General features: G+C 69.5%; 18 protein-coding genes. 4 read left to right on the forward strand and 14 right to left on the reverse strand.

Going from position 1 to position 25,296, the window contains the following annotated elements:
• Positions 1-41: 41 nt before the first annotated feature.
• Both ACRARE_RS19805 and ACRARE_RS19810 read right to left on the reverse strand, forming a co-directional pair.
• Complete coding sequence (locus ACRARE_RS19805) at positions 42-176, reverse strand: hypothetical protein (RefSeq protein ID WP_432658204.1); 135 nt, start codon at positions 174-176, stop codon at positions 42-44.
• Positions 177-208: 32 nt separating this feature from the next.
• Entirely contained in the window at positions 209-1,051 is an 843-nt protein-coding gene (locus tag ACRARE_RS19810) for a shikimate dehydrogenase (protein WP_432658205.1), read from the reverse strand.
• Positions 1,052-1,287: 236 nt separating this feature from the next.
• On the opposite strand from ACRARE_RS19810, the gene ACRARE_RS19815 reads away from it, so the two are divergent.
• Positions 1,288-2,928, forward strand: coding sequence for an alpha/beta hydrolase fold domain-containing protein (locus ACRARE_RS19815; protein ID WP_432658206.1), 1,641 nt, complete (start codon positions 1,288-1,290; stop codon positions 2,926-2,928).
• Between the two features lie 73 nt (positions 2,929-3,001).
• Here ACRARE_RS19815 and ACRARE_RS19820 read toward each other — a convergent pair whose 3' ends face one another.
• From ACRARE_RS19820 to ACRARE_RS19850, 7 genes are all read right to left on the reverse strand, one after another.
• On the reverse strand, positions 3,002-3,766 hold the full coding sequence (locus tag ACRARE_RS19820; protein ID WP_432658207.1) for an ATP-binding cassette domain-containing protein: 765 nt from the start codon (positions 3,764-3,766) through the stop codon (positions 3,002-3,004).
• 25 nt (positions 3,767-3,791) lie between these two features.
• Positions 3,792-4,838: an ABC transporter ATP-binding protein gene (locus ACRARE_RS19825; RefSeq protein ID WP_432658208.1), complete on the reverse strand. Its 1,047-nt coding sequence runs from the start codon at positions 4,836-4,838 to the stop codon at positions 3,792-3,794.
• Complete coding sequence (locus ACRARE_RS19830) at positions 4,831-5,784, reverse strand: ABC transporter permease (protein WP_432658209.1); 954 nt, start codon at positions 5,782-5,784, stop codon at positions 4,831-4,833. The genes ACRARE_RS19825 and ACRARE_RS19830 overlap by 8 nt, the downstream gene beginning before the upstream one ends.
• A gap of 4 nt (positions 5,785-5,788) precedes the next feature.
• Positions 5,789-6,709 carry an ABC transporter permease gene (locus ACRARE_RS19835; RefSeq protein WP_432658210.1) on the reverse strand — a complete coding sequence of 307 codons (921 nt, stop codon included), beginning with the start codon at positions 6,707-6,709 and terminating at the stop codon, positions 5,789-5,791.
• 75 nt (positions 6,710-6,784) lie between these two features.
• The gene (locus ACRARE_RS19840) at positions 6,785-8,305 is read right to left on the reverse strand and encodes an ABC transporter substrate-binding protein (RefSeq protein ID WP_432658211.1); all 1,521 of its coding nucleotides are present in this window, start codon (positions 8,303-8,305) and stop codon (positions 6,785-6,787) included.
• 32 nt (positions 8,306-8,337) lie between these two features.
• A complete protein-coding gene (locus ACRARE_RS19845; protein ID WP_432658212.1) occupies positions 8,338-9,234 on the reverse strand; it encodes a CehA/McbA family metallohydrolase in 897 nt (298 codons plus the stop codon).
• Positions 9,235-9,413: 179 nt separating this feature from the next.
• Complete coding sequence (locus ACRARE_RS19850; protein WP_432658213.1) at positions 9,414-10,331, reverse strand: LysR family transcriptional regulator; 918 nt, start codon at positions 10,329-10,331, stop codon at positions 9,414-9,416.
• Positions 10,332-10,656: 325 nt separating this feature from the next.
• On the opposite strand from ACRARE_RS19850, the gene katG reads away from it, so the two are divergent.
• The gene (gene katG, locus ACRARE_RS19855) at positions 10,657-12,831 is read left to right on the forward strand and encodes a catalase/peroxidase HPI (protein WP_432658214.1); all 2,175 of its coding nucleotides are present in this window, start codon (positions 10,657-10,659) and stop codon (positions 12,829-12,831) included.
• Between the two features lie 366 nt (positions 12,832-13,197).
• On the opposite strand, the gene ACRARE_RS19860 is transcribed toward katG, so the two are convergent.
• Positions 13,198-15,102 (reverse strand): acyl-CoA synthetase, encoded by a 1,905-nt coding sequence (locus ACRARE_RS19860; protein ID WP_432658215.1) that lies wholly within the window; start codon positions 15,100-15,102, stop codon positions 13,198-13,200.
• 291 nt (positions 15,103-15,393) lie between these two features.
• Positions 15,394-17,193, reverse strand: coding sequence for an ABC transporter transmembrane domain-containing protein (locus ACRARE_RS19865; protein WP_432658216.1), 1,800 nt, complete (start codon positions 17,191-17,193; stop codon positions 15,394-15,396).
• Positions 17,194-17,519: 326 nt separating this feature from the next.
• Here ACRARE_RS19865 and ACRARE_RS19870 point away from each other — a divergent pair, with 326 nt between their 5' ends.
• Together ACRARE_RS19870 and ACRARE_RS19875 are read left to right on the forward strand one after the other, a co-directional pair.
• Complete coding sequence (locus tag ACRARE_RS19870) at positions 17,520-18,008, forward strand: (2Fe-2S)-binding protein (protein WP_432658217.1); 489 nt, start codon at positions 17,520-17,522, stop codon at positions 18,006-18,008.
• A 69-nt stretch (positions 18,009-18,077) separates the two neighbouring features.
• On the forward strand, positions 18,078-21,473 hold the full coding sequence (locus tag ACRARE_RS19875) for a molybdopterin cofactor-binding domain-containing protein (protein WP_432658218.1): 3,396 nt from the start codon (positions 18,078-18,080) through the stop codon (positions 21,471-21,473).
• Here the strand turns inward: ACRARE_RS19875 and ACRARE_RS19880 are convergent.
• From ACRARE_RS19880 to ACRARE_RS19890, 3 genes are all read right to left on the reverse strand, one after another.
• Positions 21,470-22,657 (reverse strand): aminotransferase class V-fold PLP-dependent enzyme, encoded by a 1,188-nt coding sequence (locus tag ACRARE_RS19880; protein WP_432658219.1) that lies wholly within the window; start codon positions 22,655-22,657, stop codon positions 21,470-21,472. The genes ACRARE_RS19875 and ACRARE_RS19880 overlap by 4 nt on opposite strands.
• A gap of 230 nt (positions 22,658-22,887) precedes the next feature.
• The gene (locus ACRARE_RS19885; protein WP_432658220.1) at positions 22,888-24,534 is read right to left on the reverse strand and encodes an acyl-CoA dehydrogenase family protein; all 1,647 of its coding nucleotides are present in this window, start codon (positions 24,532-24,534) and stop codon (positions 22,888-22,890) included.
• Positions 24,531-25,292, reverse strand: a complete 762-nt coding sequence (locus ACRARE_RS19890) for an SDR family NAD(P)-dependent oxidoreductase (protein ID WP_432658221.1) — start codon at positions 25,290-25,292, stop codon at positions 24,531-24,533. Before ACRARE_RS19890 ends, ACRARE_RS19885 begins: the two co-directional genes overlap by 4 nt.
• Positions 25,293-25,296: the final 4 nt, after the last annotated feature.

A 25,296-nucleotide genomic window follows, 5' to 3' on the forward strand; every position in this document is an offset into this window, starting at 1 on the left:
GGCGCTGCGTTTCGCCGCCCCCGGAACCATATGAAGAGGCCTCAAAGGCCGTTGATTGCCTCCAGGACGCCCTCGGGCCGGTCCTGCGAAACCGTCGCTGTGCGGAAGGTCTGGCGGACGGGGCCTGCCGCCCTGCCCGGCGCGCACAGGGCGGCCTTCCATCTGCTATGTGTCATGTCTTCCTCCCTCACGATTGCCCGGCGTGTGCCTATGCCTGCCCCGTGTCAAATGACCGGAATGCCTCCCACATCCGATCATTGTCCGGCTCCAGCCCGGTAAAGAGCCGGAAGGCCCGCACCGCCTGAAACAGCGCCATGCCCGAGCCGGGCAGAACCCGGCAACCCAGGGCGCGCGCGGTGCGCAGCAGTTCCGTTTCCAGCGGAAAATAGACGATATCCGCGACCCAGAGATCGGGACGAAGGTCGGTCGCGGCGACCGGCATCCCGGGATGCTTGTCCATGCCCATGGGGGTACAGTTGACCAGCCCGTCAGCGGCGGCGCAGGCGGCGGGCAGATCCCCCGCCACCTCGGCGCGGCCAGGGCCGTAATGGTCGGTCAGGGTGGCCACCAGGGCGGCGGCCTGCTCGGGCGACATATCGGCCACCGCCAGCGTGCCGACCCCGGCGTCCAGCAGGGCATGGGCCACGGCGCCCCCGGCCCCGCCCGCGCCGATCATCACCACGCGGTCGCGCGGCGCATCGGCCAGGTTGCGGCGCAGGCTTTCGCCAAAGCCCCAGTGGTCGGTGTTATGGCCAAAGCGCTTGCCATCGCGGAAGACGACCGTATTCACCGCGCCCACATTGGCCGCGGCCTCGGACAGCTCGTCCATATGGGCCAGCACGGCCCGCTTGTAGGGATAGGTAACGTTGAGCCCGGTAAAGCCCTCGCCCTCTAGCAGGTCGAGGATCGCGCCCGCGTCTTCGGGCAGGTCGCGAACCTGCGAATCGATCAGCTTGTAATCGAAGTCCAGACCCAGGGCCGAGGCCGCCGCCATATGCATCCGCGGGGTCCGCGATGCGGCGATGCCGCGTCCCAGAAGGCCAATGCGCACAGGGGTATCCTTGCCGACAACCGGTTTCAAAGTCTCGTCTTGCGGCACTGCCGCACCTCCTCCCGTCAGGTCCTGTCGGCCCGCGCGGGCCGTAGTTCTTGACGACACATTGTTCTGTGCGGTTAATTATGTCAACAGATTGTTCGCCACGGTTCAAAACGCGGCAGGTCGTGCGTTTCCTTGCGCGGCCGTATGGGCTAGACAATCCCGGCGGGATGCCAGCAACGGAGGAGCATATGGCCGAGGGGGAGGCAGGCGGCGACGGCACGCGTCGCGGCTGGAAACAAGATCCGGACGCGGTGCGCAGGAACATCCTGCAAGTCGCCCGCGAAGTCTTTGCCACGCAAGGACTTTCCGGCGCGCGCGTGGACGAGATCGCGGCCCGCACCCGCACGTCGAAGCGCATGATCTATTACTATTTCGGCGACAAGGACAAACTCTATCGCGCGGTGCTGGAGGATGCCTATTCTCGGATGCGCCAGGGCGAGGACGCGCTGGATCTGGCGGCGCTGAACCCGGTCGCGGCGCTGCGCCAGCTGGCCGAATTCACCTTCGACCACCACCGCCACAATACCGATTTCGTCCGCCTGGTGATGATCGAGAACGTCCACCTGGGCGAGCATATGAACGCCTCGGATGCGATCGCGGGCAAGAATTCGTCAGTGATCCGGCTGCTGGACGACATCTACCGGCGCGGCGTCGCCGCCGGGCTGTTCCGGCGCGGGCTGACGGCGCTGGAACTGCACTGGCACATCTCGGCGGTGTCGGTCTTCAACGTGTCGAACCGCGCCACCTTCTCGAAGATCTTCGGCCAGGAACTGTTCACCGAGCGCGGCCAGCACATGCTGCGCCGCCATGTGGGCGACATGATCCTGGGGCTGGTGATGAAACCGGGGCTGTCGGCGGAAGGCGAACTGCCCCGCCCGAGGGAGGAACGACGGGTGATCAACCCCGACATCTTCCGCTTTCTGGAGGTCTGGGACGAGAAATGGGCCAGCCTGGCGCCCGGGGCCACCCCCGCCGACCGGCGCCGCCATTTCGAGGGCATCGCCCGCGACATGCGCCTGCCCACCCCGCCCGAGGTCGAGACCGACGAAGAGCATTGGATCGACAGCGAGGGCGGCCCGGTGCGGGTGCGCCTGTTCCGCCATGCGGAGGGCGGCGACCGCCAGCCCGCGCTGATCTACATGCACGGCGGCGCCTGGATGCAGGGCAGCCCGGAAACCCATTGGGACATCACCGCGCGCATCGCCGCCTGGAACCGGCAGACGGTGATCTCGGTCGACTATGCCCTGGCCCCGGAACACCCTTTCCCCAAGGGCTATCTTCAGGTGCTGGCGGTCTGTCGCTGGGCCCATGCCCAGGCGGCCTCGCTGGGGATTGATCCGGCGCGGATCGCCATCGGCGGCGACAGCGCGGGCGGCAACCTGGCCGCCGCCGCCGCCCTGGCGGCGCGCGACGAGGGGCTGGCGCTTTGTGCGCAGCTGCTGATCTACCCGGCCTGCGATTTCGACCAGTCCCGCCCGTCCTACGCCGAGAATGCCGAGGGGCCGCTGCTGAAGGTGGCGGGGATGGAGGCGGTCAACGCCATGTACTGCCCCGACCCCGAGGCGCGGCACAGCGATCCGCGCGTGGCGCCCCTGGCGGCCCCCAGCCACGCGGGCCTGCCGCCGGCCTTCGTGGCCCTGGCGCAATGCGACCCGATCCGCGACAGCGGCGCGGCCTATGCCGAGGCGCTGCGCGCCGCCGGGGTGCCGGTGACGCTGGACGCGGGCGAGGGGCTGATCCATGGCTACCTGCGGGCGCTGGAATACTGCCCCGACAGCGAGGCCCGGCTGCGCGCCATCTGCGCCTGGCTGGCCGAGGTCTGCGGCTGACCGCAGGGGCGGCGGGCCCCGGCCCGCTCCCTGCCCCAGCCCTACCCCGGCCCTCCCCCGACCCGGCCTGCGCCTAGATCGCGGCCAGCAGGGCCTGGGTATAGCCGTGGCGCGGCGCGGCAAAGATCTGTTCCGCCGGGCCGCTTTCCACGATCTGCCCTTCGGTCATCACCGAAACGCTGCGGCAGATCTCGCGCACCACGCCCAGGTCATGAGAGATGAACAGCATCGTCAGCCCCATCTCGGCCTGAAGATCGGCCAGGAGATCCAGCACCTGGGCCTGCACGCTGACGTCCAGCGCCGAAACCGGCTCGTCCGCCACCAGCACCTCGGGGCGCAGCACCAGGGCGCGGGCGATGTTCACCCGCTGACGCTGCCCGCCCGACAGCTCATGCGGATAGCGCTCCGCATGGTCGCGCCTCAGGCCAACGCGCAGCAGCATCTCGCGCACCGCCTCTTCGCGGGCCTCGACCGAGCCCAGGCGGTGGATGTCCAGCCCCTCGCGCACCGACCGGCCGATGGTCAAACGTGGATCCAACGAGGCGGCGCTGTCCTGAAAGACGCACTGCACCCGGCGCCGGAAGCTGCGGCGCAGGCCGCGCGGCAGGGCGTCGGGGGCCGCGCCCGCCACCTCGGCCCGGCCTGCCTCCATCCCCTGCAAGCCCAGCACAACGCGGCCCAGGGTGGTCTTGCCGGAGCCGCTTTCGCCGACCAGCCCGTGGGTTTCGCCGGGGGCCACCGACAGGGTCACGCCGCGCAGCGCGGTAAAGGGCGCCTGGCGGCGCAGCAGCCCGCCGCCGAAGGTGACGGTGACGTCGGTCAGGGAAATCGCACTCATGGTCGGGGTCTTCCTGTCTGGGCCGTCATGTCTGGGGCCTGATGCAGCGCACGCCGTCCAGCAAGGCGGGCGGGCGGGCGCAGTCGGCCCCGGCGCGCGGACAGCGCGGGGCGAAGGCGCAGCCCGGGGGCAGATGGCGGGCATCGGGGGCGGTGCCGCGCAGCCCCTCGCCCCGGTGCCGGTGCCCGGGGCGGCTGGCCAGCAGACCGGCGGTATAGGGATGGCGCGGCGCGGCAAAGACCCGGGCCATGGGGCCGGTCTCGACCACCTGGCCCGCGTACATGACCGCGACCCGGTCCGCGATCCGCTCGACCACGCCCAGGTCATGGGTGACGAACAGCATCGCCAGCCCGCGCGCCTCGCGCAGGCGGCGCAGCAAGGTCAGGATCCTGGCCTGCACCGTCACGTCCAGCGCCGTGGTGGGTTCGTCGGCGATCAGCAGGGCCGGTTCACGGATCATCGCCATGGCGATCATCACCCGCTGCCGCTGCCCCCCCGACAGCTGGTGCGGATAGTGGCGCAGCCGGGCCTGCGGATCGCGAATGCCCACCTCTTCCAGCATCCGCAGGCAGCGGGCGCGGGCCTCGGCCCGGCCCAGGCCCGGATGCGCCGCCGCCAGCGCCTCGGCCAGCTGCGCGCCGATACGCAGCACCGGGTTCAGCGCCGAAAGCGCATCCTGAAAGACCATCGCCACCTGGCGCGCGCGCACCGCGTTCAGCGCCTCGGGCGCGGCCCCCACCAGATCGGTGCGGCTGCCTGCCAGGGTCAGGGTCGCCTGCCCCTGGATATGGGTGCGATTGGTGGTGAAGGGCGGCTGGTTCATCTGCAACAGCGCCCGGGCGAAGGCCGATTTGCCCGAGCCGCTTTCGCCCACCAGGGCCAGGGTCTCGCCCGGGCGGATGTCCAGCGAGACGCCCCGCACCGCCTGCAAGGGTCCGCCCAGGGTGTCGAACCGCACCGCCAGGTCGCGCACGGACAGCAGCGGCGCGGCCCCGCCTGCCGAGGCCGCCAGAAGCGCGGGCGCCAGCAGATCGGGGGCGGGGAAATCGGGGGGCAGGACAGGGTCAGTCATCAATCTGCACATCCAAACGGTCGCGCAGCCCGTCACCGATCAGCTGGAACAGCAGCGTGATGACGACGATGACCAGCGACGGCATTCCGGAGATCCACCAGGAATGGATCAGGTAATCGCGCCCGTCGCCGATCATCCGGCCCAGCGACGAGGTGGGGGGCTGCACGCCGACACCGAGGAAGGACAGGCCCGCCTCCATCAGCAGGACGCCCGGGAAGGCCAGGGTCAGGATCACCACCAGCGGCGAGGCGAGGTTGGGCAGGATATGGCGCCAGGCCACCTGCCAGCCCGAGGCGCCCAGGGTGCGGGCGGCCTCGACATAGCCCTGTTCGCGCAGGGCCAGGACCTGGCCGCGCACCAGCCGGGCATAGCCTTCCCATTTCACCAGCCCGATCATCAGCACCAGCACCCAGGTCTCGGTGCCCAGCAGGGCCACGCCGCAGAGCATCAACAGCAGGTTGGGCAGGGTCAGGAAGACATCGACCAGGGTCATCAACACCCGGTCCACCACCGCGCCGCCCAGGCCCGCCGCCACGCCGATGGCGATGCCGAGGCAGGCCGAGAAGATCAGGCCGATACTGGCGATGGCAAAGCTGGTGCGGATGCCGAACAGGCAGCGTGACAGCAGATCGCGGCCCAGGTTGTCGGTGCCGAAGAGATGCTCGGCGCTGCCGCCAGCCAGCCAGGCCGGGGGCCGGTTGCGCGCCAGCAGCGCCACAGCGTCGGGATCATAGGGCGCCAGCAGGGGCGCCGCGGCGCCCGCGGCGATGATCAGCAAAAGGCCCAGCCCCGCCAGGGTCAGCTTGTCCCAGCGAAAGCGCAGCGGATGGCGCAGGGGCGCGGGCGTGGGCGCGGCAGAGGCGACGGCGGCGGGCGCCTCGGGCCGGGCGGGCGCGTCCGGCTGCGGCGCGGCGCTTTTGGGGGCGGGATCGTCGAGCAGGCTCATGGGCTCATTCCTCCAGCCGTACCCGGGGGTCGGCCACGACATACAGAAGATCGACGATCAGGTTCACCACCACCACGATGGCGGCATAGGCGATGACACCGAATTGCAGCACCGGGAAGTCGCGCGCCTTCACCGCCCCCACCAGAACCCGGCCGACGCCGGGCAGGGAAAAGACCGTCTCGACGAAGATCGACCCGTTCAGCAGCCCCGCCACCTCCAGCCCCAGCACGGTGACCAGGGGCAGCATGGCATTGCGCAGGATATGGCGCCGCACCAGCGGGCCGCGCTTCAGCCCCATGGATTGCGCCGTCAGCACGTGGGAATAGCTGATCGCATCCAGGGTGGCCGCGCGCATGAACCGCGCCTGGCTGGCGATCATCGGGATCGACAGGGTGATCACCGGCAGGATGTAATGGGCCGGGCTGTCCAGCCCGGTGGTGGGCAGAAGCCGCAGGTAATAGCCGAACAGCAGGATCATCCCGATCCCGATGACGAAATGCGGCAGGGCATAGCCCAGGAAGGCAAAGCTCATCCCCGCCCGGGCGCCCGGAGCGGTGCGGCGCAGGGCGGCATAGGCGCCCAGCGGGATCCCCACGGCGGTGGCCAGCACCAGCGCCAGGGCGCCGATTTGCAGGGTGAACCCGATGCGCGAGGCGTAGATCTCGACCACCTTCTGGCGATTGTCGAGAGAGCGGCCGAAATCCCCCTGGGCGACCTCGCGCAGGTAGTTCCAGAACTGCTGCCACAGCGGCAGATCCAGGCCGTACTTGGCGTTCAGCGCCGCCTCCATCTCTTCGGTCAGCCCGTCGGGATACATCTGTTCAAAGGGCGTGCCGGACAGGCGCACCGTCAGAAAGGCGATCACCAGCACCGCCGAGATGGTGATCAGCGCACGGCCGAAACGCAGGGCAAGGAAACGCAGCATGGCAGGGATCCGTTGAGGGCAGGCCGGCCCCGGGCGGCAGCGTGGCCGCCCGGGGTCCTGTCACGGGGTCCGGGATCAATCGCCCAGGTCGATCTCGCCACCGCGCAGCGGCAGCACATAGGGACGCTGGGCAATCGGCACCTCAAAGGAGATGTCCTCGCGCATCGCGTAAAGCTCGTGCGGCTTGTAGAGCAGCAGCCAGCCGGACTCCTCTTCCGACAGCTCCAGCAGCTTCTTGTAGGCGGCGCGGCGTTCCTGCGGATCGGTGGCGAAACGGGCGGTCTCATAGGTCGGCGCCCACTCGGGGGACTGCGGCGTCCACAGGTTGCGCGACACGGTCCAGGACTTCTCGGACCAATGGGTGTCCATGGCGCCCATCGGGTCGGGGTAATACATCGGGTTCGACCAGCCGCGCATGTTCAGCCGCTCGTAATCCAGGCTGTCCACTTCCTCGATCTGCAGGTTCAGACCACACTCGGCCCACTGGCTTTGAATGACCTGGGCGGCCAGATCGCCGTAGAGGTAGTAGGAGTTGGGGAACTGCGCGATGATCGGCGCACCGTCATAGCCCGCCTCGGCCAGCAGGGCCTTGGCCGCTTCGGGGTCGTATTTGATGGTTTCCAGATCGTCCATATACAGCGGCGCGCCGTATTCGGGGAACTGGTGCGCGGTCGGCGTGCCGGCCTTGCCTTCCCACAGACCGTCCACCAGGGCCTGGCGGTCGGTGCACAGGCGCATGGCGCGACGCACCAGCGGGTTGTCGGTGGGCGCGGTGTTCATGGCCAGCACGTAGACGTGGAACATCGGCCAGGTCACGCCCATGGTCTTGACGCCCTCGACATCCAGCGACGGGGCCTGATCGGGGGGGATGTTGGTGGCCAGGTCGAACTCGCCATTGACCATGCCGGTCACCCGCGAGGCCACTTCGGGCACGTGGTACATCTCGACGCTGTCCAGCGCCGCCGGGGGGCCCCAGTAGCCGTCGAAGCGCGTCATGCGCAGCTTTTCGTCGGGGGTGAAGTCGGTCACCTGGTAGGGGCCGGTGCCCACGGGCGCCAGGGCCGCATCGTCAAAGCCCTTCTCTTCGTAGTATTCCTTCGACACGATGCCGAAGGACCGCGCCGACATCAGCGTCTCGAACAGCGGTTCGGGGCGGTGCGTGGTGATGCGCACGGTCATGTCGTCGACCACCTCGACATCGGCGAAGTTATAGGCCCAGCGACCCCAGGCCGAGAAGAACTCGGGGTCTTCGTGGTGGAACATGCGGTCCAGCGAGAATTCCACGTCATGGGCGTCGAAGGTATCGCCATTGTGGAAGGTCACGCCCTCGCGCAGGGTCAGTTCCCAGGTGGTGGGGTCGATCTGGGTCCAGGCGGTGGCCAGGCCCGGCTTGAAGGTCAGCGGGTTCGAGAAGCTGTCGCGTTCGATCAGCGTATCGAAGATCTGATAGAGGAAGGGCGCGCCGGAGTTGCCGGTCGTGTCCTGCGGATCAAGGCGGGCCTCGAAGGTCGACAGCGCCACGCGCAGGTCCTGCGCCTGGGCGGCCCCGGCAACCAGCGTCAGCGCCAGCGCGGTGGTGGTCAGGAAGGATTTCATCGGATTGGCTCCTGTAGGAGAGGGATCAAAGATCAGAGGTCAAGCCACAGCGGGCTCGTCCAGGCGCGGCGGCCAGAGGCATCGGTCACCGCCACCCTTGCCCAGCTGCCCAGGAACTTGGTGAGCGGCAGGCGGGCACGGGTCAGGTTGCGGCCATGCTGGCGCGCATTCATCGAAACGGGGCCCAGCAGGGCGATGGTGGCGGCGGGCGAGCAGGTGATGACCAGCTCGTCGCCCTCGCGGGTGATGTCGTGGATCTCGGGGCCCTGGCTGGCGTACATCCGCCCGGCCTTCAGCGCCGCCAGCAGGGCCTCGGGCGTGTTCTCTTCCGCCTTGACCATGACCCAGCCGCCGAAGGCGTCGTCGGCCTTGAAGTGGCTGTCGTCGGTGGCGATGGCCGTGAGGCGCAGCCCGTGCATCAGCATGTCGTCGTAAAAGACGATGCCGTCGCCCCGGTCGCAGTTCACCTGGCTGGTGTGGTTGTACAGTTCCACCGCATGGGCCGCGTCCAGCGCCAGCCCGTCCTCGGCTTGCAGCTGATACCAATGGGGGTGGGCGATGGCGATGAAGGCCCCCGCGTCCCGCGCCCGGCGCGCCAGTTCGGGGCCGGTTTCATCCTCGGCGGGCGGGGCAAAGTCGAAGGGCAGGCCCACCGACAGGATATGCCAATGCTCGCCCCGCGAGGTGTCGGGCGCGTGCAGCTCGGCGCCAATCAGCGTGGTGAACCCGTCGGTGCGGCACTGGGTCGTGTCGGTGATGGGGAAGTCGTAGTTGGGCCGGAAGTGATCGGTGACACAGGTGAAATCATAGCCCGCCGCGCGATAGGTGGCGCAGACCTCTTCCGGGCTCAGCGCGCCATCGGAACGGTTGGAATGACCATGAAGATTGCCGCGCCAGAAGCGGCCCGGGGCTGCGAATGCATCCAACATGCGGGTGTCCTTTCACTGTCCGGCGGATCATGACGCCCGCCTTTGCTATAGGTCTTATTAATGACCTTGGTGACGATGATTTAAATGTAGAATGACAAGACCATGACAACGGCCCCGCCGGGGCGGTCCAGTCCGGGGTTTCCGGGACAATCAGGGGTGGGGAGGCGCTTCGGGGCGGCCTAGCGCAGGAACATCCGCGCGCAGTCCAGGAAGGCCGAGACCGCCGGCAGCCCCTGCACATCGTCGAAGGCCACCACGTAGAGGGCCGTGCCCTCGGCGGCGTCGGCGATCTCGACCGTGGCCAGGCGCTGGTCCTCGCCCACTTCCGAGGCATAGATCAGCCCGACCCCCAGCCCGGCGATCACCGCGTCCTTCACCGCCTCGCGCGAGGGCAGCGACAGGTAGGGCGTCATGGCGCGACCGCGCTGCGACAGCTCGCGCTCGATCTGCGAGAAGGTCATCGAGGGCGGCTTGCGCAGCACCAGCGGCTGGTCCAGCAGCGCCGCCCAGGGCACCGGCCCCGCCACCGCCAGCGGGTGGTTGCGCGGCACGATGGCCGCCAGGCGCTGCGGCAGGACGCGCAGGCACAGGAAGGGTTCGGGCAGCGGCTCGAACAGGGTCATCACCCCCAGGTCCACCTCGCCGCGTTTCAGCGCCGCTTGCAGATCCCAGGTGTTGTACTGCACCAGTTCCAGGTCCACCCCGGGATTGGCGCGGCGGTATTCCCCGACAATCGACAGGGTGGTCGAGGGCGAGGTGAAGCCGATGCGCAGATGGCCCTTTTGCAGCGCCTCCAGCTCGCGGGCGGTGGTCTCGAACTCTTCGGCCTCGGTCAGCAGGCGGCGGGCGCGGTTGTAAACCGGGCGCCCCGTCTCGGTGGGCACGGCGCCACTCTGGCGCCGGTCGATCAGCCGCAGCCCCAGGTGATCCTCCAGGTTTTGCAGCCGCACCGAGACGGTGGGCTGGCTGATCCCCAGATGCGCCGCCGCGCGCGAGAAAGAGCCCTGCTCGACCACCGCCACGAAGGCGCGCAGGTCGGCGATATTGGTCTCGGCCGGGCGCACCCGTCCATTCTGGGGCTTGGCTGATCCGGACACGGGCGGGCCTCCGCTGGACATTCGGCGCGACCCTAGCCGCGCCCCGCGGGATTGTCACCCGAGCCCGCGCAGAAAAGGCCGTGACGCCAGACCCTTGGCCCGCGCCCCCTGTCCCGCGTGGCCCAGGCCCGGGCGGCGCACCGGGGCTGCGGCGCCTGGCGATAACAAAATCCTATTTAGAACTTTTACAAATCCAATTGTACCTTATGAAAGCGCCCTGCTACCCGTTGAGACGCGCAAGAGGAGGAGAGACCGCCCTGCCCCACCCGACCGGGCCGGGCGCGGCGGTCGCCAGAGAGACGCAGCATCGACCAGGAGACAGACAATGGACGGAAACGACGTGAACACGGGCGGCAAATGCCCGGTGATGCATGGGGGGATGACATCCAGCGGGACCTCGGTCACCGATTGGTGGCCGAACGCGCTGAACCTTGACATCCTGCACCAGCATGACCGCAAGACGGACCCGATGGGGGCCGGTTTCGACTATCGCGAAGCGCTGAAAACCCTCGACGTGGCGGCGCTGAAGGCCGATCTGCACGCGCTGATGACCGACAGCCAGGACTGGTGGCCGGCGGACTGGGGCCACTACGGCGGCTTGATGATCCGCATGGCCTGGCACGCGGCGGGGTCCTACCGCCTGGCCGATGGTCGCGGTGGCGGCGGCACCGGCAACCAGCGCTTCGCGCCGCTGAACTCCTGGCCCGACAACGTCAGCCTGGACAAGGCCCGCCGCCTGCTGTGGCCGATCAAGAAGAAGTACGGCAATGCGGTTTCCTGGGCCGACCTGATCATCCTGGCGGGCACCGTCGCCTATGAGGACATGGGTCTGGACACCTTCGGCTTTGCCTTTGGTCGGGCCGACATCTGGCACCCCGAGAAGGACACCTATTGGGGCGCCGAGAAGGAATGGCTGGCGCCCTCGGACACGCGATATGAGGACGTGGACGCGCCCGAGACCATGGAAAACCCCCTGGCCGCCGTCCAGATGGGCCTGATCTACGTGAACCCCGAAGGGGTGAACGGCAAGCCCGACCCGATGAAGACCGCCGCCCAGGTGCGCGAGACCTTCGCCCGCATGGCAATGAACGACGAGGAAACCGTGGCGCTGACCGCCGGGGGCCACACCGTCGGCAAGACCCATGGCAATGGCGATGCCGAGGCCCTGGGCCCCGACCCCGAGGCCGCAGGCCCCGAGGCCCAGGGCATGGGCTGGGTGAACCCCAACATGGGCGGCAAGGCGGCCAATGCGGTGACCTCTGGCCTGGAAGGCGCCTGGACGACCGAGCCCACCAAGTTCGACATGGGCTTCTTCGACATGCTCTTCGGCCATGAATGGGAGCTGCGCAAATCCCCCGCCGGTGCCTGGCAGTGGGAACCCGTCGAGATCAAGGAAGAGGACAAGCCCCGCGATGCCTCGGACCCGACGAAGCGCAACAACCCGATGATGACCGACGCGGATATGGCGATGAAGGTCGACCCGACCTACCGCGCCATCTGCGAGAAATTCATGGCGGATCCCGCGTACTTCCGTGACACCTTTGCCCGCGCCTGGTTCAAGCTGACCCACCGCGACATGGGCCCCAAGGTCCGCTATGTCGGCCCCGATGTGCCCGCCGAGGATCTGATCTGGCAGGATCCGATCCCCGCAGGCGCCACGGGCTATGATATCGGCGGGCTGAAGTCGGCCATTGCAGCCTCGGGCCTGTCGCTTCAGGATATGGTCACCACCGCCTGGGACAGCGCCCGCACCTATCGCGGGTCCGACATGCGCGGCGGGGCCAATGGCGCCCGCATCCGCCTGGCACCGCAGAAGGACTGGGAGGGCAACGAGCCTGACCGCCTGGCGCGCGTCCTGTCGGTGCTGGAACCCCTGGCCGCGCAGTTCGGCGCCTCGGTGGCCGATACCATCGTGCTGGCGGGCAACCTCGGCGTCGAGATGGCCGCCAAGGCGGCAGGCGTCGACGTGACGGTGCCCTTCGCACCGGGCCGGGGCGACGCCACGGACGAGATGACCGACGCCGAAAGCTTCGAACCGCTGGAGCCGATCCACGACGGCTACCGCAACTGGCTGAAGAAGGACTATGCGGTGGCCCCCGAAGAGCTGATGCTGGATCGCACGCAGCTGATGGGTCTGACGGCGCCGGAAATGGTGGTTCTGGTGGGGGGGATGCGCGCCATGGGCGCCAACCACGGCGGCAGCCGCCACGGGGTCTTCGCCGAGACGCCCGGCGCGCTGACCACCGAGTTCTTCACCACGCTGACCGACATGACCTACACCTGGGTCGCGGCCGAGGATGGCAGCTATCAGATCCGCCACCGCCAGACCGGCAAGATCCGGGGCACGGCGTCGCGGCTGGACCTGGTCTTCGGCTCGAACTCGATCCTGCGCGCCTATGCCGAGGTCTATGCCCAGGACGACGCGGGCCAGAAGTTCGTGACCGACTTCGTGGCGGCCTGGACCAAGGTGATGAACGCCGACCGGTTCGACATCGCCTGATCGCGCGCACCCCGCGCGACAGCGACAGAAGAATGAGGGCTTCCCCGCAGCGATGCGGGGGAGCCTTTCTCTTTTCCGCGAGGGGCGCCTTGCCCCCCGTTGCCGGAAGGCGGCAGAGGGACCGAAGAGGGGGGGCCTTGCCCCCCGCCCCGCCTTCGGCGCGACTCCCCCCAGAGTATTTCCAGCCGCCGAATGGAGGCAGGGGGGCGACCTCCTTTGCCGCCGGGGTGCCCTCGCCCCTTCCATTCGATGGCCATAAATACTCCCGCCGGAGGCTTTCCCCGCAGGGGAAACCCCAAGCAAAAAGCCCCGATCAAACGACCGGGGCTTTCCTCATTTCGTTCGGCCAGGAACCGACCGGACGGCTCAGGCCGGTTCCGACACGTCCTCGGCCCATTCCCAGGGGTTGGTGAAATTACCCAGCAGGGTTTTCAGCGCGGCTTCGTCCACCTCGCCCTTGGGGGCGATGCGGGCGGTCAGGCCGCGTTTCTTGTCGTCCACCACCTCGACCACCTTGGCCGGGATGCCTGCCTCGGCCAGGGCGGCGTTGTAGACCCGCTGGATCGCGCTTTTGCGCAGGGCGGGTTTGAACACCTTGCCGACGGCGGTCTTGGGCAGCTCGTCCATCACCTCGACATATTTCGGGATGGCGGCGCGCTCGTGGACGTGCACCTTGCAGTGGGCCAGCAGCTCTTCCGAGGTGACCTCTGCGCCCGCCACCAGCTCGACATAGGCGCAGGGCAGCTCGCCGGTGCGCGCGTCGGGCTGGCCGATGGCGCCCGCGAAGGCGACCGAGGTATGGGCCAGGAGCGCCTCTTCGATCTCGGCCGGGTCGATATTGTGGCCGCCGCGGATGATCAGATCCTTGGCGCGTCCGGTGATGAAGAGATAGCCATCGGCATCCAGACGGCCCAGGTCGCCCGTGCGCAGGTAGCGGTCATAGTGGAAGAGCTCGCGGTTCTTCGCCTCTTCGGTGTAGGTCGAGCCCGCATAGACGCCGGGGTTGGCGACGCAGATCTCGCCCACTTCATCCACGCCGCATTCGCGCGGTTCGCCGCCGCCCGAAGTGGTCAGGATGCGCACGTCCGTATAGGGGAAGGGCACACCGACCGAGCCGTTCTTGCGCACCCCCTGGTCGGGGTTGCAGGACACCAGGCAGGTGGCCTCGGTCAGCCCGTAGCCTTCGAGGATCTTCAGGCCGGCCGCCGCCTCGAAGCGTTTGAACAGCTCCACCGGCAGGGGCGCCGAGCCAGAGAAGCAGAGCTTCACCGTCGAGATATCGGCATCCACCGGACGTTGCATCAGCGCCGAGATCGCGGTTGGCACCGAGACGATGAAGGTCGTCTTGTAGCGCTCGCAGAGCTTCCAGAAATTGTCGAAGACCCCGTCGCCGCGATAGCCCGCGGGCGTCGGGAAGACCACATGGGCCCCCGACATGCAGGCTCCCATCAGCATGACGTGACAGGCGAAGACGTGGAAGAGGGGCAGCGGGCACATGATGCTGTCCTCTTCGGTGTAAAGCAGCGAGGCCCCCACCCAGGCGTTGTAGACCAGCCCCGAATGCAGGTGGCGCGCCACCTTGGGCATCCCCGTCGTGCCGCCGGTGTGGAAATAGGCGCCGATGCGGTCGGTCTGGCTGTCGGCGAAGGCCAGTTCGGTCGGCTGCTTGGCCAGTTCCTCGACGAAGTTCAGCACGTCGGCGTGATGGGTTTCGGGCGTCTTGGGGCGGATCAGCGGCACGATCCAGCTTTTCGGCGGGCTGAGGTAGCGGTTCAGGTCCACCTCGAGCACGGTGCGCACATTGGGCGCAAACAGCACCGCCTGCGCCACCTTCTGCGCCACATCCGTCTTGGGGAAGGATTTCAGCGTCACCACGACCTTGGCGCCGGTCTCGCGCAGGATGGCCGAGATCTGCTCGGGTTCCAGCAGCGGGTTGACCGGGTTGACGATGCCCGCCGTCATGCCGCCCAGGGTGGCAATCACGGTTTCCATCGAATTGGGCATGACCAGCGCGACCACGTCATTCTCGCCGATGCCAAGGGCGCGGAACAGGTTGGCACATTGCGCCACCTTGCCCTTCAGCTGGCTCCAGCTCAGGGTTTCGGCCTTGTCCTTCGGCCCCGATTCAAGCTGGAACGTGACGGCCTTGTTGGCGCCAAAAGCCGCCGTGGTCCGTTCGATCATTCCGTAAACCGTCTTCGGAACGTCCCGGGCCTCCCAGGGCATTTCCGCTTCGATCCGCTTGCAATCCGGCACGCCTGTAAAGGTCATGCGTTCTCCTCCCATCGCCTCACGCGCCTCCTTGCGCTCTTCGCTAGATTTTCTGTCGCCGCCCTGAAGGCAAGCATGACGCTGCGTTTCCCCTCCGATCCGCAACGTGACGTAAAGCCTAGCATGGAAAGGCGCTTGGCGAGAAGAAATGATGGAGAAGTCAGCCTTTCCCCTACGTTAGCGTATCCACCCAGAGCCCTGGCCCGCAGGCCCCGGACGGGCCTGGCGCGGGCTGTCGGCGGGGGGCGGACGGGCGCCGGAACCCCGCCCGACAGCGCCCCGCGCGGGGCCTCAGGCCGCCTCGGCGCCGTCGGTGAATTGCAGCCGGGCCAGGCGGGCGTAAAGGCCGCCCTCGGCCACCAGATCCTCGTGCCGGCCCTGGGCGACGATGCGGCCCTCTTCCATCACCACGATCCGGTCGGCGCGTTTCACCGTGGCCAGGCGGTGCGCGATGATGATCGTGGTGCGGCCCTCGGACACCGTCTCGATCGCCTGTTGCACCAAGCGCTCGCTTTCCGCGTCCAGGGCCGAGGTGGCCTCGTCCAGAAGCAAGACCAGCGCGTCGCGCAGGATGGCGCGGGCGATGGCGATCCGTTGCTTCTGCCCGCCCGACAGCATCACGCCGCGTTCGCCCACCGGGCTGTCGTAGCCCTGCGGCAGGGCCTCGATGAACTCATGGGCGGCGGCGGCGCGGGCGGCGGCCTCGACCGCCGCATCGCTGGCGCCGGGCAGACCGAAGCGGATGTTGTCACGCGCCGAGGCGGCGAAGATCACCGGATCCTGGGGCACCAGGGCCACATGGCGGCGGAAGGCGTCGCGGGCCATTTGGCGCAGGTCCGTCCCGTCCAGGGTCACCGCCCCGGTTTCGGGATCGTAGAAGCGCAGGATCAGCTGGATCAGGGTGGATTTGCCCGCCCCCGAGGGGCCGACCACAGCCACCGTCTCGCCCGGGTTCACCCGCAGGCTGACCCCGTCCAGGGCCGCGCGGGCGGGGCGCGAGGGATAGTGGAAGGTGACATCCTCGAAGGCGATGCGCCCCTCGGCGGGGCTGGGGGGCGCCAGGGGCGCGGCGGGATCCTGCACTGCATCCCGGACGGTCAGCAGCTCGACCAGCCGCTCGGTGGCGCCAGCGGCCCGTTGCAGCTCTCCCCAGATCTCGGACAGGGCGGCGACGGATCCCGCCACCATCACCGCATAGATCACGAATTGCACCAGCCCGCCGGTGGTCATCACCTCGCTGCGCACATCATTGGCGCCGATCCACAGCACGCCGACGATGCCCGCGAAGATCAGGAAGATCACGATCACCGTCATCACCGCCCGGGTCAGGATCCGCCGCATGGCCGAGCGATAGCTGGCCTCGGTCACCTTGTCGAAGGCGGCGCGGCTTTGCGCCTCGTGGGTGAAGGCCTGCACCGTCTGCACCGACAACAGCGCCTCTGACGCATTGCCCGAGCTTTCGGCGATCCAGTCCTGGTTCTCGCGGCTGAGCTTGCGCAGGCGCCGCCCAAGGGTCAGGATCGGCACCACCACCAGCGGCACGATCAGCAGGGCCAGGCCGGTCAGCTTGGCCGAGGTCAGCAGCATCATCACGAAACCGCCGAAGAAGATCAGCACGTTCCGCAGCGCCACCGAAACCGAAGAGCCCACGACCGACTGGATCAGCGTGGTGTCGGTGGTGATCCGGCTGAGGACCTCGCCGGTCATCGTGGTCTCGTAGAACGCCGGGCTCATGCCGATGACGCGGCCGAAGACGGCCTTGCGGATGTCGGCCACCACGCGTTCGCCCAGGGTGGTGACCAGCGTGTAGCGCAGCCCCGTGCCCAGGGCCAGCAGGGCCGCCACGCCGATGGCGGCGAGGAAATACTGATCCAGGATCTGCGCCGCGCCGTCCTCGAAATTGTCCACCACCCGGCGCACCGCCAGGGGCAGGATCAGCGAGACCGAGGCGGTCAGCACCAGCGCCAGAAGCGCCCCCAACAGAAGCGGGCGATAGGGGCGCAGGAAGGGCCACAGCTCGCGCAGCGCCCCCACCCGGCGAGAGGGGTCGCGGTCAAGCTGGCCGGGATCGGACACGGGACGGCGGGCCAAGGCAGGCTCCTTCCTTCGCAGGGGCAAAACAGGGGCTTCATGCCCCCCCGGGCGGCGCCGGTCAAGCGGCGGGGCCGTGATGGGGCTGGCAGGGCGCGCCAGAGGCAGGCGCGCCGCCCCCGCCCCGCCCGGGCGCGCCGCCGCCCCTGCCCAGCTCTTACGCAGCCGCAGGTCAAACTTGAGCCGCCGCCGCATCCGTGGCTCACTGGCTCTGGCCTTGGGGGAGGTTTCGCGACATTGTTCGCGTGCAAGCAATTTACCCGCCGCAAGGAAACGCGGCCGGGCCAGCGAGAGAGAGGCGCAGCCCTGCGCCCGGGGAAGGACAGATGCGGGACGAGCTGAGCTTCACGCTCAACGGGCGGGCGGTGACCTGCGGCGGGGCGGCGGGGCTGTCGCTGTTGGACCAGCTGCGCGAAGAGCTGGGGTTGAACGGGCCCAAATACGGCTGCGGCCTGGCCCAGTGCGGCGCCTGCACGGTGCTGGTGGATGGCGCGCCCGCGCGGTCCTGCGTGCTGCGCGCCGAACGGGTGGCCGGGCGGGCGGTCACCACGCTGGAGGGGCTGGCCGATCCGGCAACCGGCGCCCTGTCCCCCGCCCAGCAGGCCTTCCAGGAGATGGAGGGGGCGCAATGCGGCTATTGCCTCAACGGTATGGTGATGAGCGCCACGACTCTGCTGCGCGACAATGACGACCCGACCGAGGCCGAGATCCGCGCCGCCCTGCGCCACAACCTCTGCCGCTGCGGGGCGCATGTGGAGATCGTCGCCTCGGTGCGCCGCGCCGCCGAGCTGCTGCGGGAGGCCCGCCATGCGTGACGTCCGCACCCTGCGCCAGCCGCCGTGCCGCCCGCGAGGAGGCCCCCAAGGGCGGAGGAGCGCCCGGCCATGACCCATGCCCTGACTATCTACCGTGACAGCGACAAGGGCCGCGAGGTCTTCCTGACCCTGACCCCCGAGGGCCAGGCCACCGGCTATAACGGCCATGTGGATCTGGGCACCGGCATCGGGATTGCCCTGACCCAGATCGTGGCCGAGGAACTGGACCTGCCGCTGGCGGCGGTGACCATCCACCTGGGCGACACGGCCCATACGCCGAACCAGGGGCCGACCATCGCCTCGGAAACCATCCAGATCACCGCCCGGCCCCTGCGCCAGGCCGCCGCCCAGGCCCGCGCCTGGCTGCTGGCCCAGGCAGCGCGCCAATGGGACGTGCCCGAGGCCGAGATCACCACCCAGGACGGCGCCTGCCTGTGGCAGGACCGCCGCCTGCCCTATGGCCAGCTGTTGCAGAACCAGGCCCAGGTCCTGCCCCTGGACGAGGACGTGCCGGTCAAGGATCCCGCCCAGTACCGCGTGGTGGGCCGCAAGGCCGCGCGCCTGGACCTGCCCGCGAAACTGCGGGCCGAGTTCGACTATATCCAGGACGTGCGCCTGCCCGGCATGGTCCATGGCCACGTGATCCGCCCCCCCTATGCGGGCCGCGACAGCGGCGCCTTCATCGGGCACAGCCTGATCGGCTATGACGCCGCCGCCGTCGAGGGGATGCCCGGCTATCTGGGCCTGCACCACCAGGGCGATTTCCTGGCCGCTCTCGCCGAAACCGCCCCCCAGGCGCGCGCCATTGCCGAGGCCCTTCCCGTCGACTGGCGCCGCCCGCCGCCCCTGCCCGAGATGGAGAACGTGGCCGAGACCCTGAAGGCCCAGCCCGCCACCCCGCGCCTGCTGCTGGAAAGCGGCGACATCGACACTGGCCTGGCCGAGACGGAGCACAGGCTGGACCGGCGCTATGTCTGGCCCTGGCACATGCACGGCTCGATCGGGCCCAGCTGCGCCGTGGCCGACTGGAACGGCGGCGCGCCGCTGGTCTGGTCGGGCACCCAGAACCCCCACATGCTGCGCGGTGATCTGGCGCTGCTGGTGGACCTGCCGGAAGAGCAGATCGAGATCCGCCGCCATCAGGCCGCCGGCTGCTACGGGCGCAACTGCGCCGATGACGTGGCGGGCGATGCGCTGCTGCTGTCGCGCGCCTGCGGGCGGCCCGTGCGGGTGCAGCTGACCCGGGCGCAGGAAAGCCTGTGGGAACCCAAGGGCGCCGCCCAGCTGATGGAGATCAGGGGCGGTCTGGACACGGCGAAGGCCTTTCACGCCTACGACTTCCAAAGCTGGTACCCCTCGAACCGGGGCCCCAACCTGGCGCTGCTGCTGACAGGCCGGATCTCGCCCGAGCCGCGCCCCGACACCATGGGCGACCGCACCGCCGTGCCGCCCTACCGCATCCCGCACCGCCGCATCCTGGCCCATGACATGGCCCCCATCGTCCGTGCCGCCTGGCTGCGCGGCGTCTCGGCGCTGCCCAATACCTTCGCCCATGAAAGCTATATCGACGAGCTGGCGGCGGAGGCGGGCGAGGATCCGGTGGCCTTCCGCCTGCGCCACATGGACGACCCGCGCCAGGCCGAGCTGGTGCGCCGCACCGCCGAGGAGGCGGGGTGGAGCGAACATGGCGGTCCGCGCCTGCGCCGCGAGGGGCGCATGGCCTATGGCCAGGGCTTCGCTTTTGCCACCTATGTCCACGGCCCCTTTCCGGGCGTCGCCGCCGCCGCCGCCGCCTGGGTCGTCGATGTCACCGTCGACACCCTGACCGGCGAGGTCACCCTGACCCGGGTCTTTGTCGGCCAGGACCAGGGGCTGGTGATCAACCCCGACGGGGTGCGCCAGCAGATCCATGGCAACGTGATCCAGACCGCCAGCCGGGTGCTGAGCGAAGAGGTCAGTTTCGACGAGATCCGGGTGACGGATCAAAGCTTTGCCGATTATCCCATCGCCACCTTCCCGCAGCTGCCCGAGATCCGCACCCTGCTGGTGGAACGCTCCGAGGCGCCGCCCCTGGGCGTCGGCGAAAGCGCCGCCGTGCCCGCCGCCGCCGCCATCGCTAATGCGATCTTCGACGCCACCGGGGTGCGGATGCGCGAGGCGCCCTTCACGCCAGAGAAGATGCGCGCCGCGCTTGGCACCGCAGCCCCCACATCGCAGGCCGCCGCCCTGCCCGCCCCGCCGCCGCGCAAGCCGCGCCTGCCGCTGCGCGCGCGCCTGGCCGCCGGGGCCATCGGGGTGCTGGGGCTGGCGGGGCTGGGCGCGGTCTCGCTGCCCCTGCACCGCGCCATCGCGCCGGTGACACCGCAGATCGCCGCCACGGCGGAGCAACTGGCGCGGGGCGAGACGCTCTTTGCGCTTGGCAACTGTTCGTCCTGCCACACCGCCAATGGCGGGCTGAGGAACGCAGGCGGCAAGCCGGTCGAGACGCCCTTCGGCACGGTCTATTCCACCAACCTGACGCCCGACCCCGAGACCGGGCTGGGCCGCTGGTCCTATGCCGCCTTCGCCCGCGCCATGCGCCATGGCGTCAGCCGCGACGGGCGCAACCTTTACCCCGCCTTCCCCTATACCTCTTTCGCCCGGATGGCCGAGGCCGACCTTCAGGCCCTCTACGCCTATATCCAGTCGCTGGAGCCGGTCCGGGCCGAGGTGCCCGCCGCCCGGATGCAGGTGCCGCGCCCGGCCATGGCGGCCTGGAACGCGCTGTTCCACCGGGCCGAGACGCTGGCCCCCGACCCGGCGCAGGATGCGGTCTGGAACCGGGGCCGCTATCTGGTGGAGACGGTGGGCCACTGTTCCGCCTGCCACAGCCCGCGCGGCGCGCTTGGCGCCGAGGACCGCGCCCGCCCGCTGACCGGGGCGATGATCCGCGACTGGTTCGCCCCGGCCCTGACGGGCCCCGAGGCGGGTGCGCGCGGCTGGGACGTGGCGACGCTGACCCGCTATCTGAAAACCGGCAGCGCGCCGGGCCTCTCGGCGGCCTCTGGCCCCATGGCCGAGGTGATCGAAGGCACGTCGCAATTGCCCGAGGCGGATCTGGGCGCCATGGCCACCTACCTGGCCTCGCTGGCCGAGGGGGCGCCCGTGCCGGTGCCGGATCCCGTCCTGCCCACGGCCCCCGACCGGATGCATCGCCTGTTCGAGAGCGCCTGCGCCAGCTGCCACGAACCGGCCTTTGCCGATCTGCTGACCGCCGCCCAGATCCCGCTGGGCCAGTCGCCCGCGCTGCGTGCGCCGGGGCCGGAGACGGCGATGACGGTGATCCGCGAGGGGCTGGCGGCGCCGCTGAACACATCGTTGCGCGACATGCCGGGCTTTGCCGCCGAGCTGCCCGAGGCGGACATTGCCGCCCTGGCCCGCTATCTGCGCGCCCGCTATGCCCCCGACCTGCCCGCCTGGCCCTAGGGGAAGATCTGGACGATCTCCTGCAAGGCAGCGGTCAGGCGGGCGATTTCCTCGGCATTGGTCAGATAGCTGACCGAGGCGCGACAGACCGCGCCCTGGGGCATCGGCACCGTCGAGAAGGGCGCATAAGAGGTGTTGACCGTGTTGATCGTCACCCCGCGCTGTGCCAGGGCCAGTTGCAGCTGTTCCGGCGCGATCCGGGGATGGAAGAAGGTGGTGATATGGCTTTCCGCCGGGCCGCTTTCGCGCAGCACCAGGCCCGGCACCCCGGCCAGGGCGGCGCGCAGCCGGTCAGTCTGCGTCAGCACCCGGTCGCGGATCGCCTCGGCGCCCAGGCGGTTGGCCAGGCGCACCGCCGCCCCCAGCCCCAAACGCAGGGCCGGGGCAAATTCTGCCGCCTCGAAGCGGCCGCCATCGCGGCGCTGCACCACCTCGCCCGCCACCAGAGAGGCGGCGCGCAGGTTCATCGGGCGCGGCATCAGCTCTTCCAGAAAGCCCTCGCGCACGAAGAGGAAGCCCGAGCCCTTGGGCCCGCGCAGCCCCTTGCGGCCTGCCGCCGACAGCACGTCGCAGCCGATGCGGTTCACATCCACCGGCAGCACGCCCACGGCCTGCGCCGCGTCAAGCAGGAAGGGCACCCCGGCGGCGCGGGCCAGCTGGCCGATGCGGGCCACCGGCGCCGCATGGCCCAGATGCGCCCCGACCCAGGTCACCGCGATCAGCCGCAGCCGGTCGTCGATCATCTCTTCCAGGCCCGACAGGTCCATCCGGCCATCAGGCAGTTCCGGGATCCGTTCCAGCCGGGCACCCGCGGCGGCGCATTCCTGCGCCAGGGTCAGAATATTGCCGCCCCATTCGCCGCCCCCCACCAGGATCCGGTCACCGGGGCGAAAGCGCGGCATCGACAGCAGGGCCAGGTTCCAGCCCTCGCTGTTGCCGGTCGTGAAGGCGATCTCGGGGGCAGAGGCGCCGATCAGCCAGGCGATCTCGTCGCGGGCATTCTCGATCGCCTCGGCGGCGGCCAGCCCGGCGGCATGGGGCGAGGTGCGCACCTCTTCGGCCAGATGCAGTTGCAGGACCTCGACCACTTCCGACGGCACAAGGCCACTGCTGGCCGCATTGAAATGCGCCAGGCCCGGCAGGGCCGGCGTACCCTTGCGCAGGGCCGCGACATCCATACTCATGTCACAACAGGTCCTTCAGACACAGGTCACTCACACCACAACGGCCCCAACCACACGGCACCGTCTGAGCATCTGACGCGAAGCCGAACAACCGTTCAAGGTCTTTCTCCATATATCTTTGCGGCTGTTAACCCCGACGCGGGCCGGGTGCCTCTTTGGGCCAGGGACAAACGGGCAGCCACATTGCTGTAGCTGCCCGTCGAAAGCCTGGCACCGGATCGGCGCAGCGCCTAGGCGACCCCCTCCAGCAGTTCGGGCGGCAGGGTGCAGGCGGCCTCGGCCCGGACCATCTCGGCTTCGGCGAAATGCAGGCGGTAGCGTGCCCAGCCCTGCCCCTCGGGGCCCAGCCCCGCCAGACGCGTGGCCATCAGCGCCGCCACGGCGGCCCAGCCCGCGCGCAGATAGCCATCGGCCTGACCCAGCAGGACCTGCGCCGGCGCGCCCGAGGACATCAGCCGGTCGGCCAGGGCGATGAAGCGGTCCAGCATCTCGGCGGCGCGGGCCGCCTCGGGCTCATGGGGCGAGGCGGTCAGCTCGGCCCGGGCGGCGCGGGCGAAGGCGTCAAGGCTGCGCCCTTCGTCCTTCAGCAGGCGGCGCATCAGGAAGTCCTGGCCCTGCATCCCCGTCGTGCCTTCGTAGATGGTGATGATCCGCGCATCGCGCAGATAGCGTTCGGCGGGCCATTCGCGGGTATAACCCGCCCCGCCCAGCACCTGCACCGCGCCAGAGGCCACCTCGAAGGCCAGTTCGCCACCGAAGTTCTTGGCCAGCGGCAGAAGGAAGGCCGAGCGCATCTCGGCCTCGGCATCGCCCGCACGGGCCGCGTCGGTGGTCACCGCCGCCTCGGCCACCAGGGCCGCCAGCAGCGCCGCCTTGGACTGCATGTCCAGCAGTTGACGCCGCACATCGGGGTGCGACAGGATCGGCACCGGCGGTTCCGAGGGCTTGCCGCCCTGCAACCGCTCGCCCGCGTAGTGCCGTGCCAGGGCCGCCGCGCGTAGGGCCAGGCCCGCGCCCTGACAGCCGGTTTGCAGCCGCATCAGCTCGATCATGCGGAACAACGTGACCAGGCCCCGGCCCGGTTCGCCCACCATCTGCCCCTCGGCGCCCTCGAAGCTGAGGACACAGGTGGGCGAGCCGTGCAGGCCCAGCTTTTCCTCGATCCGCTCGACCCGGATCGCGTTGCGGCTGCCGTCGTCCTTTACGTCGGGCACCAGGAAGAGCGACAGGCCGCGCGTGCCCTCTTCCGGCGTGCCGGTGCGCGCCAGGCAGAGGTGGCCGATGCGCGCCGCCATGTCGTGATCGCCAAAGGAGATCCAGCACTTCGGCCCGGTGATCGACCACTGGCCGTTACCCAGATCCACCGCCCGGGTGCGGATGCGCCCCACGTCCGAGCCCGCGTCGGGTTCGGAAATGCAGATCGTCGCGGTCCATTCGCCCGAGGCCAGTTTCGGCGCCCAGGTGGCGGCCAGATCCGGCGCGGCGGCGATCAGGCAATGCGCGCCCGCCCGGGTCGAGCCGCCGATCATCATGAAGGGCATCGCGGCGCCTTCAAAGGCCAGCGAGGCGGCCACATGCACCGCCGTCGGCAGGCCCTGCCCACCGAAGTCCTCGGGCAGGTCGGCGGCCAGCCAGCCATCGGCGCCCAGCTTGGCCAGCGCCTCGGCATAGCCCGCAGGGGTGCGCACCCGGCCGTTCTCGACCCGGCAGCCCTCTTCGTCGGCGCGCCCTGCCAGGGGGGCCAGAACCTCCTCGGCCAGGCGCGCGGCCTCGCCGAGGATCATCGTGGTGTCTTCCCTCTCCAGCCCCGCAGCTGCGGCCTGTTCGGCCCAGCCGGGGGTCAGATGCAGGATGTCGGAGATCAGCTCCGCCGTCATTTGGCCTGCATCCGCACGGCGCCGTCGAGGCGGATCACCTCGGCGTTCAGATAGGCGGTCTCGAAGATGTACTGCACGGTGCGGCCATATTCATCAGGGTCGCCCAGGCGCTGCGGGAAGGGGATGGTGGCGGCGATGGATTTCTGCACCTCTTCGCCCAGGCCCTCCAGCAGCGGGGTCAGGAAGAGGCCCGGCGCGATGGTGTTCACCCGCACGCCGAACTTCGCCAGCTCGCGCGCGATCGGCAAGGCCATGGCGACGATGCCGCCCTTCGAGGCCGAATAGGCCGCCTGGCCGATCTGCCCGTCGAAGGCCGCCACGGAGGCGGTGTTGACGATCACGCCGCGCTCGCCATCGGCCAGCGGATCCGAGGGCACCATGCGCGCGGCGGCCAGCCGCAGCATGTTGAACGAGCCCAGCAGGTTGACGCGGATGGTGCGTTCGAAGTCCTCGTAGGGCAGCGGGCCTTCGCGGCCCACGACGCGGCCCGCCTCGCCGATACCGGCGCAGTTCACGAGGCCCCGCAGGGGGCCCTGCGCCGCGATCGCCTCGTCCAGGGCGGTTTCCGCCGCCACCGGGTCGGCCACGTCCAGCGCCTTGGCCACGCCGCCCAGCTCTGCCGCCACGGCCTCTGCCGCCGCCGCGTTGCGGTCGATGATGGTCAGCTTGGCGCCCGCCTTGGCCAGGCGGCGCGCGGTGGCCGCGCCCAGGCCGGATCCGCCGCCGGTGACGGCGATATGTGCATCCGTAAGGTTCATAGTG

The sequence above is a fragment of the Pseudooceanicola aquaeponti genome, from assembly GCF_050897975.1.
Classification (GTDB): Bacteria; Pseudomonadota; Alphaproteobacteria; order Rhodobacterales; family Rhodobacteraceae; genus Pseudooceanicola.